Below are 12,478 nucleotides of genomic sequence, written 5' to 3'. Positions count from 1 at the left end.
AAAAAAAAGAGATGAAAAGAGTAGTAATAACTGGCATGGGAACGATTAACCCGCTGGGAGAAAATATAGACATATTTTGGGACAACATTTTACGGGGCGAGAACCATACAACGCTTATTAGCCGTTTTGATGCCTCGTTGTTTCGAACACAGATTGCAAGTGAAATTAAGCATTTTCAACCCGAAAAATACTTAGATAGAAATGAGATTAAACGAAGTGATCTCTTTACGCAATATGCTTTGTACAGTGCAGCGCAGGCGATGGAAGATTCGGGACTAGATCTCGATACCATGGATCCATTTGATATCGGTGTGATCTGGGGTGTTGGTCAGGGTGGAATGGAAACTTTCGAAAACGAAGTTGAGGCTTACGTAACGGGAGATTATAAACCGAGATTCAGTCCTTTCTTTGTTCCTAGACTTATTGTGAATATGGCTTCAGGCATGATTTCAATGAAGTATGGCTTAAAAGGAATCAATTACACCACCGTATCAGCTTGTGCCACATCCAATACGGCCTTTATGGACGCCTTTAATTACATTAGGCTCGGCAAAGCCAAAGTCTTCATCAGTGGCGGTTCAGAAGCCCCCATCACACCGGCATCAGTTGGCGGCTTTTCTGCAATGAAAGCCATGTCGAGCCGGCATGATAGTCCACAGACTGCGAGTAGACCCTTTGACCGCGATCGTGACGGTTTTGTCATGGGTGAAGGAGCCGGAGCACTCATCTTGGAAGAATATGAACATGCCAAGCAAAGAGGCGCAAAAATTTACGCAGAGCTTGTTGGGGCTTCAATGACCGCAGATGCTTACCATATGACCTCGCCCCATCCCGAAGGGATAGCGGCAGCCAAAGCCATGTCATTGGCGCTGGAAGAAGCAAAAATCGATATCAGCCAGCTCGACTATTTGAATCTCCATGCGACTTCCACACCAGTGGGTGATATCGCCGAACTTAAGGCCGTGCAACGGGCTTTTGGAAGCCCAAATAATCTATGGGTCAGTTCCACCAAATCGATGACAGGACATTTACTTGGGGCGGCTGGCGCTATCGAAGCAATCATTGCCATAAAATCCATCAACAATAATGTAATTCCTGCAACTATTAATATCGAAAATATCGATCCCGATATTCCCGAAGGAGTTCAGATTGTCATCAATCAACCGCATGAAAAAACAGTTCAGACCGCAATGAGCAATGCATTTGGCTTTGGAGGACACAATTCGAGTATCGTCTTCAAAAAGATTTAATTTTTTTGAAATAATTCTTGACAAAGTGTAAAAAACACACTATCTTTGTAGTATCATAATTTAGGTTTATAATTGGTTATTTAAGGTTTTCATTCTCCCCGTTTGAAAACCTTTTTTTTTGCCTATTTTTTTCATCAATTGCACGTATAGATCTGCTTTTTTGAATCGTTATTCCTGTTTGAAGGTCTTTAGGTTTATTTCCAGGAGTCGAATGGGTATAGAATTAGCATCACATCTGCATATCAACTTATAGCTAATCACAATTTTCAATCAATTTTTAGACAGTGATTCGTCACTCGTTATTCAGTTTCCACTGAGTCATCACTGAACGAGCACTGAACAAACACTGAACGAGCACTGAACAAGCACTATCTAAAACTATAATATAATTCCTACTTGATCCACAGTTGATTCGAAAAAAATTAAGACGAAAAAAGATAAGAGAGAACATTCTAACTGTCTTACACGTACATTGGAATTTAAAATGTGGTAAAATAGCAATTAAAGGATGCTATTTAAAGGCTATAAAAAACAGCGAGGCAACGGAAGTTGCCTCACTGCAAACCTGTTCTTTCATTTTACGAGTTTTAAATCGATAGTTGCCTTGTTGTACTTTAGCGGCAAGCCTAAATCTTGATTTCGGTACTGTATTCTAAATCACAGAGTAAAGCGTTTGTTTATATTGCTGCACATATTCTTTCGGATTGCAGCCTACGATTTGTTTAAAAACCCGATTAAAATTGGTTATGCTATTAAATCCGCAGTTATAGGCAATAAATGAAACACTGTCTAAGTGATCTTCATTTAACTGGTTACATACTTCCTTGACTCTTATTCTATTGAGGTAGGTGACAAAGGTAACACCGCAATGCTTTTTAAAATAACGGCAAAATGCCTGTGGAGTAAGATTAGCATGATCAGCAACATCCTCTAAGGTAATTTCGTCCCTATAATGTTCTTTAATATAATTACAGATAAAATTTATGCGATTCGGTCCTTGTATATTATCAAAAACCACTTCTACCCTTTCATTACAAAGCGCTTCTGCTTCACGGGATATATTTGCTAAAGACCACAATAGATAGAAGAAATGCATCAGTTTATCCATTTGGTCTGCAGATTTTAATAAACAGACCCGTTCTGCTATTTGGGGAAAATATGAATCGGGAACCTTAAACCCTCTTGAGTTGTTATAAATAAACTGATTCAACGATTCAAATTCCTCCAGGGAAAAAAGCGATTTAAGCCTTCCATTTGGATCGAAAAAAATGGAAACGGAGCGAGATTCATTCGAGAATCCGTCCTGGGAGGCAGACTTAAATACATGTGGTTGATTCGCTCCCAAAAAGAAAATATCATTTTCCTTAAAAGGATGTAAGGTGTCTTCCACAATCAAAACTCCCTTACCTTTTTTTATCCACATTAATTGAGCTTCTTGATGTCGATGGAAATGAGGATAAAAAGTTTCCAATATATCTTCTTGAATTGTTAGACTCTGTCCTCGCATGGTCGGCACATTAAATTGGAGCGTTTTCATATAGGTTTGTTTAGTTTTATGTTTACTGTTTAGTAACATAAATATAACAACTCCAAAGCAACAACACGACTTGGAAATAAAACATAAAAATACTATACTAAAATATGTTTAGTATTCGACAATATTTAATAATCCTCTAATAATACCACACACAAAACAACGAATTGACAATAAAAACCCATTTATATTGGAAAAATGGGTTAAAATACAATTAGACTTTGATAAATTGTGATAATTATTATTCAATAGAAAGATTGAACTTTATTAAATTTCGTTTTTAGCACTTTTTAGTATAAAAAACGGAGAACATATCATTTGTAACAAGAACAAACACTACACATTAAAGAAAGACCTTTTAAATAAATCATTTTGAAGCGCATAAATTTTACGATATTCGTACTACACAATAGGCACCTAATTAGACAATCCAACTTCAAATAATTCCCAAAACTTATGTTCAAAAAAGAAGTATATCTTAATCGCCGAAATAATCTGTTATCAAAGTTCACAACTGGCAAAATTCTTTTGCTAGGTAACATTGAAAATCCGATCAATTTTGAGCACAATACCTATCCATTTCGTCAGGACAGCAGCTTTTTATATTATATAGGTATCAAAAGTCCATGTTTGGCGGCCGTATTGGATGCTGAAAAAAACGAGACCATATTATTTGGCGACGAAATGACAATCGATGATATTGTGTGGATGGGTCAACAGCAAACTTTAGCTGAAAAGGCAGACCTGTCGGGTATCGACAAAATCCTGCCTTTCAATCAACTTTTCGACTACCTTAGCAAAGGAAAACAGGAGGATATTCACTATCTTCCTCCTTATCAGTCGCATAATAAATTATTACTTGAGCAGCTAACCGGCCGTACTGCAAATCAGCTCACCCCCTCTGTGGCTTTGATTAAAGCAGTCGTCGCACAAAGAAGCATTAAATCGGCAGAAGAAATCCTCGAACTGGAGAAAGCGGTAGATATTGCCGTTGAGATGCATCGTATCGCTATGCGTATGACAAAACCTGATTGTTACGAATATCAGATCAGTAATGCCATGCAGCATTTTGCGCAAGATCAGGGTACCTCCTTCTCCTATCCACCGATAGTTACAAAACGTGGTGAAATCCTACACAATCATATGCAATTTCACCAACTTTATGCAGGTGATCTGCTTCTCAATGATTCGGGCGTCGAAACCGCTATGGGCTATGCGTCAGACTTGACCAGAACCTTTCCTGTAGGAAAACGTTTCACTGCGTTACAAGAGGAAATATACCAGATTGTTTTACATGCGTTTAAAACGGCAGAGCAGCTCCTGACTGCCGGAATCCACTTTAAAGAAATTCATTTAAAAGCTTGTGAAGCGCTTGTAGACGGACTTATACAAACAGGATTTATGAAAGGGAATACGCAAGATGCTGTCGCGAACCATGCCCATGCACTTTTCTTCCAATGTGGACTCGGCCATATGCTCGGCCTCGATGTACATGATATGGAAGATCTCGGCGAGCAATATGTTGGATATACCGAAGCAGAACCAAAGGATACCCAAACTTTTGGCATTAAATCGCTGCGGCTCGGTAAGAAACTGGAAGCTGGTAATGTGCTAACCGTTGAACCTGGCATCTATATTATTCCAGAACTAACGCAGCTTTGGGAGCAACAAAATTTACACAAAGAATTTATCAACTATGATTTCTTAAATAAACAGCTTGATTTTGGTGGGGTTCGTATTGAAGACAATTACTTGATCGAGCAGAATGGATACCGACGTCTCGGACAATACCTTGAACGTGAAATCCAGGAAATCTATCAGCTTAAAGACAATCCAATTGACTAAATAAACTCGTGATAAAACCTTGAAAGTGAACTGAAATCTTTTTTGGGGATTCTTAAAAAAAACAGATAAACAAATGAACAGAATTAAACAGTTAATCTTTATTATCCTTATACTGGTTTTTTATGCGCCAAATTTACTTGTTGCACAGCGATTGTGGACAGATCAGGGTGACCAGTATTATGAATTTTCCGACAAGGGAATAGAAACGGTAAATCCGCTAAATGGCATGCGGACAGTCTTCCTTTCGCAACAATTACTTATTCCAAAAGGCGCGACGGCGGCCTTAAAGGTCGAAAATTTTTCCATCTCCAAAAATAAGGAGCTTATTTTGATCTATACCAATAGCAAAAGAGTATGGCGAGAGAATACGCGCGGTGATTATTGGGTTTACAACAAGAAGACCAATCAATTGCAGCAACTAGGCAAGAAATTCCCAGCCTCGCAACTGATGTTTGCGAAGTTTAACCCGCAAGCGGATAAAGTAGCATACGTGAACAAAGCTGACCATAATATCTACCTAGAGGATCTCGCCAATGGCAGCATTGTTTCGGTTACTAACGATGGTACAGACCGTTTAATCAATGGTACTTTCGACTGGGTATACGAAGAAGAATTTGGTTGTAAAGACGGTTTCCGTTGGTCGCCGGACGGCACTTCCCTTGCTTATTGGAAACTTGACGCCCGCAACATCCGCAATTTTCTAATGATCAACAATACCGATAGCCTCTACTCCTACACCATTCCCGTAGAGTATCCTAAAGTTGGACAATCACCGAGTGCCTGCTCCATATGGACTTATGAACTTGCAAATAGCAAGAACACACAGATCAATATCCCGGGAGATCCCAACCAGCATTACATCCCACGTATGGAGTGGTGCCTTGATAGCAAACAACTTATTCTGGAGCAACTCAATAGAAAACAGAATGAGAGCAAGATCTACACTGTTGCACTCTCCGATAATAAAGCGCAGAACATACATCAGGAGCAAAGCGATTCGTGGATTGATATCAAAGCACGGTGGAACAACAACGATCCTTCCGGATGGGACTGGGTTCAAGGCGGCAAGGCCTTCATCTGGGTATCTGAAAAGGACGGCTGGCGCAAAATTTACCAGATCGATCTAGCAGGAAATGAGAAGCTGGTTATGAAAGCCGATTATGATATGATCAATCTTGATTTTTTTGATCCGAAAAATGAAACCATTTATTTTACGGCCTCGCCAAGCAATGCGACGCAAAAATACCTCTACAGCGTATCTACAAAAGGTGGCGTTCCAAAACGACTTACACCAGGCTCATACGAAGGAACCTGCGATTATGATATTTCAAAAGACGGTAAAATCGCCATCTTCAACTTTAGCAACCGGACAACATTACAGCACAATGCCGTTATTGAATTACCGACCCACAAAATACGCGTCGACTTTGAACTGAAACGTGAAAAGAAAGTCAGCGACGGCATTGCGGAGTTTTTTAAAGTTAAAACCACCGAAGGTATTGAATTAGATGGCTGGATGGTAAAGCCACTGGATTTCGATCCCAATAAAAAGTATCCTGTTGTCTTTATGGTTTATGGCGAACCCGCATCACAAACTGTGATAGACAATTTTGGTGCAGGTTATAACAGTCTATATAAAGGAAATATGGCACAGGACGGTTATATTTATATTTCGTTGGATAATCGCGGTACGCCTGCTCCTAAAGGCAGCTCTTGGCGAAAAAGCATCTACCGCAATATCGGACAGCTCAATATTCGCGACCAGGCTTTAGCAACGCAAGAAATACTGAAATGGCCGTTTGTCGACAATTCACGCGTGGCCGTTTGGGGCTGGAGCGGTGGCGGATCGAGTACGCTTAACCTATTGGGGCAATATCCGCAGATCTATAAAACCGGTATTGCCATTGCAGCGGTAGCCAATCAGTTACTATACGACAATGTATACCAAGAACGCTATATGGGCCTTCCGCAAGAAAATCTGGCGGACTTTGAAAACGGCTCGCCACTGAAATATGCAAAAAATATCAAAGGCAACCTACTCTACATCCATGGAACTGGAGACGACAATGTGCACTATCAAAATGCCGAAGTCCTGATCAATGAACTGATCAAAAATAACGTGCAGTTCCAGCTGATGTCTTATCCAAACCGCAGCCATTCAATTAGCGAGGGACAGGGCACACATGAGCATTTAAGGACATTATTTACAAACTATCTAAAATTACATTGTCCTCCGGGAGGAAGATAGACTGAATCGTTATTATTTAAAAATGAAAAAAATACTGTTATATGCATTGGGTACCTGCGGTCTATTGACCGCAGGTATACAGCAATCGGCAGCGCAGCTGATGAAAGAAAAAAATGAATTCACAAGAGCGGATTCACTGCGCGGATACCTGACGCCATTACGCACCTGCTACGACATCCAATACTATCATCTGGATGTTAAGGTGGATATAGATAATAAATATATTTCAGGTTCAAACCTTTTCCGTTTCAAGGCCACGACTGATTTTAACCGCCTGCAATTTGATCTTTTTGCAAATTTAAAAGTAAATAAAGTCATTTATAAAGGGAAAGAACTTTCCTTTACCAGAGAGCACAATGCGGTCTTTGTCGAATTTCCTACTGCGATCAAGAAAGGGACACAGGATGAATTTACCGTGTTTTATGAAGGTCATCCGACAGAGGCGGTTAAAGCTCCATGGGATGGTGGCTTTGACTGGAAAAAAGACAGCAAGGGCAAACCGTGGGTAGCAACCGCATGCCAGGGTATGGGCGCGAGTGTCTGGTGGCCAAACAAAGACCATCAATCCGATGAAGTGGATAGTATGATGATTTCCATTGCCGTCCCAAAAGAGGTGATGAATGTGTCCAATGGTCGCCTGGTCAAAGTAGAAAAAATGAAGGATGGTTATACCAAATACCATTGGAAAGTCGCCAATCCGATCAACAACTACAATGTCGCCATCAATATCGGCGATTATGTTCATTTTAAGGAAAAATATAAAGGTGAAAAAGGACCATTGGATATAGATTACTATATCTTGCGCGAAAATGATACGGCAGAAAAGAAAGCCCATCTTCAAAAAAATGCCAACCAGACCTTAGAGGCTTTTGAACATTGGTTTGGTCCATATCCGTTCTATGAAGATGGCTATAAGCTTGTTGAAACCTACCATACAGGCATGGAACACCAAAGTGCCATCGCCTATGGAAACCATTATCAAAATGGCTATCGTGGCGGGGATGCGTCGGGAACTGGCTGGGGACATAAATGGGATTTTATTGTGGTCCACGAATCTGGCCACGAATGGTTTGGCAACAATATAACCTCCGCTGATCTGGCCGATATGTGGATCCATGAAAGCTTCACGAACTATTCTGAAGGTTTATTTATCGACTATTTCTATGGCAAAGAAGCTAGCCAAGCGTACGCTCATGGTATCCGAAGTGGAATCCAAAATGACAGCCCCATTCAGGGCCCCTACCACGTCAATAAAGAAGGATCTGGCGATATGTACCCTAAAGGCGGTGTCATGCTCAACATGATCCGTACAATGATTGACAACGATGAAAAATGGCGAAATATTCTCCGGGGACTAAACAGCAGGTTTTATCATCAGCAAGTCGATTATAATGATATCGTCAACTACGTAAATCAGCAATCCGGTTTAGACCTGTTAAAAGTATTTGAACAGTATGTACAGCATACCGCCATTCCTACACTGGAAATCAAACAAGATCCTTCGGGGAGAGTCTTGGGCCGATGGATCAGTGAAGTCAAAGGCTTCCATATGCCTATACATATTGGCGTAAAAGGTCAAAAAAGAGAACTTATCCAGTTGGATCAACGTTTCAGACCGATTAAAATAGCCGGTTTAACGAAAGATAATATTGATATCGATACGTTCAACTATTATGTTGGCGTATTGGTCGAATAAAACGGATTCAAGGTTACAGACATAAAATAAATGCAACGCCCCGGAAAGTAAGTCACTTTCTGGGGCATTGTATTTATTGAACCACTCTTATCGCTTCATAAGTATTCCCAATTGGACCCTTCATGACTTCGCAAACACCAAAAGCAATGAAAGCAAACTGAAGGTTCCTTCTGTCCAATAAGATCAGGTACTTTCAGAAAAAATAGGCAATAAACCTACATTACTGGATCATTCATTATAGGATCATTAGCCTACTAACGATCAATACTGACTCCATACAGGCGGGTCTACGCCAAGTAGATGTTTAACAAAATAGTCCCTCCTTTTTCGTTCACCATAATCTCCCCCAGAAGAATGTCCCATCCCAGGAACCATAATAAAATCATGGTTCTTACGCGCTTTGATCAAGGCATCAACCAATTGGAAAGTGGATGAAGGATCCACATTTTCATCCAGTTCTCCAACAATCAACAAAAGATTTCCTTCCAGCTTAGCGGCATTTTCAATATTGGAGCTGGCCGCATATTCAGGCCCTACAGGCCAGCCCATCCATTGCTCGTTCCACCATATTTTATCCATTCGGTTATCGTGGCAACCACAGGAGGAAACACCAACTTTGTAAAACTCCGGATGGAATAACAGCGCGCCCGTCGAGCTTTGACCGCCAGCCGACGTTCCATAGATCCCTACTCTACCGATATCCATGTATTTGTATTGTTTCGAAGCGGCCCGCATCCAGGCGATCCGATCGGGAAAGCCCGCATCTTTCAGATTTTTCCAACAGATATCATGAAAAGCCTTTGAACGATTTGACGTCCCCATTCCATCGATCTGCACCACGATAAAGCCCAATTCCGCCAATTCATACATCCCACTCGGGTTGCTGTAGAATGATTTGGGCACGAAAGAGCTATGCGGTCCCGCATAAATATATTCGATGACAGGATAACTTTTTGCAGGATCAAAATTGGTCGGTCGAATAATAATACCCCAGATATCCGTTGCACCATCCCGTCCCTTGGCTTTAAAGGCTTCTGGAGCACGCCAGCCTACCGCTTCGAGCAAGCTGCTGTTTGTTTTCTCCAGTTCCATGATAAGACGACCATGGTTGTCGCGCAATACTGAAATTGGCGGCTGATCAACTCGGGAATAGGTATCCACAAACAAGGAATAGTCTTTATTGAAAAAAGCTTGATGATTTGCATTTTCTTCCGTCAGCAGTTTTAAGCCCTTTCCATCTAAACCGATTGAATAATAATGGATCAAATAGGGATCTTCCTCTGCATTCATACCACTGCCTTCAAAAATGACCGTTCGTTTGTCAGCGTCGACATGTACGACTTTCCGAACCACCCAATTTCCCTTTGTGATTTGATTTTTCACTTTTCCAGTAGATCCATCATAAAGATACAGGTGGTTCCATCCGTCACGCTCAGAAGCCCACACAATTTCCTTTCCATCGGCTAGATCCTCCCGATATTTCTTACCGCTATAATCGATAAAGGTCTTATTTTGTTCTCGGATCAAATAACTGGACATACCGCTATTGGCATCCATTTGCATGACACCATAGACCTGATGCCCGCGTTTGTTATACTCGAAGGTAAATGCTCTACTGTCATCGCGCCAGGATAATTCCGAAAGATAAAATTGATTCGGTATAAGCTCCGCATCAAATACCCACAGTTTATCTTTTTCGAGATCATATAAAACGGGTAGTTTTTGCGCTAATTCGTCACCAGGTTTGACATAATCTCGTGTCTGAATCTTTGGCTGTAATTGATCTTTAGGGGAAGATTCAATAAGCGTCAGTTGTCTGATCTCTATTTTTTGTGTTTTTACTGTAGCCAATTTCCGGCTATCCGGTGCCCATTGAATATCATTGCTATAGTAGTTTGACGTATTACCATCAAACGTAATTTGTCGCGCCTGATTTAAGTTTCCCTTCTTTGCTAAGAAAACATTATTGTTGCGGATAAAAGCAACATGTATTTTATCTGGAGATTCAACTTCCCGATAGGTATTTCCTTGTTCACGCTGCCCCCAATATCGCGGATTGCGCTCTTTACTTCCACTTGCAGCGCCCTGGCTCAATTGCGAGGAACGGCGGTTCCAGATCCAAAAGTAGCCCGCGATATCGAGCGAAACTTGATCTTGATCCATCAATTTTATCTGATCATTGGAAATAACGCGATTTTCGACTTTTCGTTCCAGCTTTTCATCCACCAAGGAAAATACCTTCGTTAGATCAAACAGCGGTTCTTTTGTTTTTGCCTGGGGATTGACCAAAATGTACTCTTTTCCCTGCGCCGTATTTCGATCATACCAAAACAGGTCCCCCCCATCATTCCAATAAAACTGCCCCGGTAGATTTTCGATTTTATTGGTCAATTGTTTTTTTAGGTTTTGTGCACGGGTATAATCTACCAAAGTTCCTTGACCAAACAGAAACTGTACAGACAACAACAAAACCACTGTACTAAGAAACTTCATATTTTCTTCGCTTAGGATTGATTAAATAATAGATCGGGATACCCAATAGTGCAATGATAATGCCTGGCCAGGTATAATTTGGTTTAAAAATTACCATCAAGCCGATAAAGGCTAGCCCCATCAGAATATAAAGAATGGGAAGAAAAGGATATCCAAATGCTTTATAGGGTCTGTTCAAATCCGGACGCGTGATACGGAGGCGAATAATACCTGCAATTGCAAGGACATAAAAGATCACGACCACACAGGTAATCATATCCAATAAGTCACCATATTTTCCGCTCAAACACCATATTGACGCAGCAAGACACTGTATCCAGAGGGCCCAGGCGGGTACCGCATGTGCATTCAGCTTGCCTGCCCTTTTAAAAAACAAACCATCTTTAGCCATGGAATAATACACCCTCGCACCGGCCAGGATAATTCCATTATTGCAACCGAAGGTACTAATCATGATCATAATGGCTATAATCGTGATCCCAAAAGGGCCGAATACTTCTTGTGCCACACTCATCGCTACCCGATCCTTTGGTGCGTTGACCATAGCTTCCAAAGGCAATATGCCCGTATACATTAAATTGGTCAACAGATAGATGACGGTGACCAGCAAAGTCCCTAATGCCAGACTCAATCCGATATTGCGTTGCGGATTCTTAATTTCGCCCGCTACAGCTGAGGATGAGTGCCAAGAATCGCTACTGAAGAGGGCTCCGACCATAGCCGCAGAAAAAGCACCCATTGCTGAAAACCCATCATAAGATGTGTAGGTTCCATCCACATTTAAGCGGCGCATGGACCAAAGCGAAATATTGTCCCAGTTCAAAGCCCAAACTTCATGTTTCAAAGCCAGGAAGCCAAAGAGCAACAAAAGCAACAGGCTCCCAATTTTGATCAATGTAATGGATGTCTGCACACGCTTTCCGCTATTTACACCCCTTGAATTAATGTAGGTTAATACCATAATGACCGCAATGGCCAGCACCTGTGCTGCCGAGACGCGGTAATCTGACCATTCAAGCAGATAGACATCTTCGTCCATAAAGGGGAAAAGGTAGGCAGTGAATTTAGCAAACGCAACGCCGACGGCGGCGATTGTCGCGGTTTGTATCACAGCAAAAAATGTCCAGCCAAATACAAAACTCAATACGGGACCATAAGCCTCCCGAAGATAAATATATTGGCCACCGGCCTTGGGAAACATCGCGCTGAGTTCACCATAACTCAATGCTGCTGTTAAAGTCATAAATCCACAGATTAGCCAGACAACCATCATCCAACCCGCAGAACCGGTATTGCGTGCGATATCTGCAGAAACGATGAAAATTCCAGAACCAATCATACTTCCAACAACAAGCATCGTTGCATCGAGCAATCCCAGCGACTTTTGAAAAGTTTGTTTTGACTCACTCATA

7 protein-coding genes are annotated in these 12,478 nt (G+C 41.3%); 4 read left to right on the top strand and 3 right to left on the bottom strand.

The window, feature by feature from the left end:
- The first annotated feature begins 11 nt into the window (after positions 1–11).
- Positions 12–1,250, top strand: a complete 1,239-nt coding sequence (gene fabF, locus DTA23_RS06265) for a beta-ketoacyl-ACP synthase II (RefSeq protein ID WP_070569489.1) — start codon at positions 12–14, stop codon at positions 1,248–1,250.
- A gap of 652 nt (positions 1,251–1,902) precedes the next feature.
- Here fabF and DTA23_RS06260 read toward each other — a convergent pair.
- Positions 1,903–2,787, bottom strand: a complete 885-nt coding sequence (locus tag DTA23_RS06260; RefSeq protein WP_070569964.1) for an AraC family transcriptional regulator — start codon at positions 2,785–2,787, stop codon at positions 1,903–1,905.
- 453 nt (positions 2,788–3,240) lie between these two features.
- On the opposite strand from DTA23_RS06260, the gene DTA23_RS06255 reads away from it, so the two are divergent.
- The 3 genes from DTA23_RS06255 to DTA23_RS06245 all read left to right on the top strand — a co-directional run bounded on the left by DTA23_RS06255 (position 3,241) and on the right by DTA23_RS06245 (position 8,573).
- Positions 3,241–4,629 (top strand): aminopeptidase P family protein, encoded by a 1,389-nt coding sequence (locus tag DTA23_RS06255; protein WP_070569486.1) that lies wholly within the window; start codon positions 3,241–3,243, stop codon positions 4,627–4,629.
- 73 nt (positions 4,630–4,702) lie between these two features.
- Positions 4,703–6,877 carry a S9 family peptidase gene (locus tag DTA23_RS06250; protein ID WP_070569483.1) on the top strand — a complete coding sequence of 725 codons (2,175 nt, stop codon included), beginning with the start codon at positions 4,703–4,705 and terminating at the stop codon, positions 6,875–6,877.
- Positions 6,878–6,899: 22 nt separating this feature from the next.
- On the top strand, positions 6,900–8,573 hold the full coding sequence (locus DTA23_RS06245) for a M1 family metallopeptidase (protein WP_070569480.1): 1,674 nt from the start codon (positions 6,900–6,902) through the stop codon (positions 8,571–8,573).
- 261 nt (positions 8,574–8,834) lie between these two features.
- Here DTA23_RS06245 and DTA23_RS06240 read toward each other — a convergent pair whose 3' ends face one another.
- Both DTA23_RS06240 and DTA23_RS06235 read right to left on the bottom strand, forming a co-directional pair.
- Positions 8,835–11,066, bottom strand: coding sequence for a S9 family peptidase (locus DTA23_RS06240; RefSeq protein ID WP_112374154.1), 2,232 nt, complete (start codon positions 11,064–11,066; stop codon positions 8,835–8,837).
- Positions 11,053–12,477: an APC family permease gene (locus DTA23_RS06235; protein WP_046675729.1), complete on the bottom strand. Its 1,425-nt coding sequence runs from the start codon at positions 12,475–12,477 to the stop codon at positions 11,053–11,055. Before DTA23_RS06235 ends, DTA23_RS06240 begins: the two co-directional genes overlap by 14 nt.
- Position 12,478: the final 1 nt, after the last annotated feature.

Source organism: Sphingobacterium multivorum, from assembly GCF_900457465.1.
Classification (GTDB): Bacteria; Bacteroidota; Bacteroidia; order Sphingobacteriales; family Sphingobacteriaceae; genus Sphingobacterium; species Sphingobacterium multivorum.
Note: the sequence above shows the minus strand (reverse complement) of the source record. Positions and strands in the feature narration are given on the sequence as shown.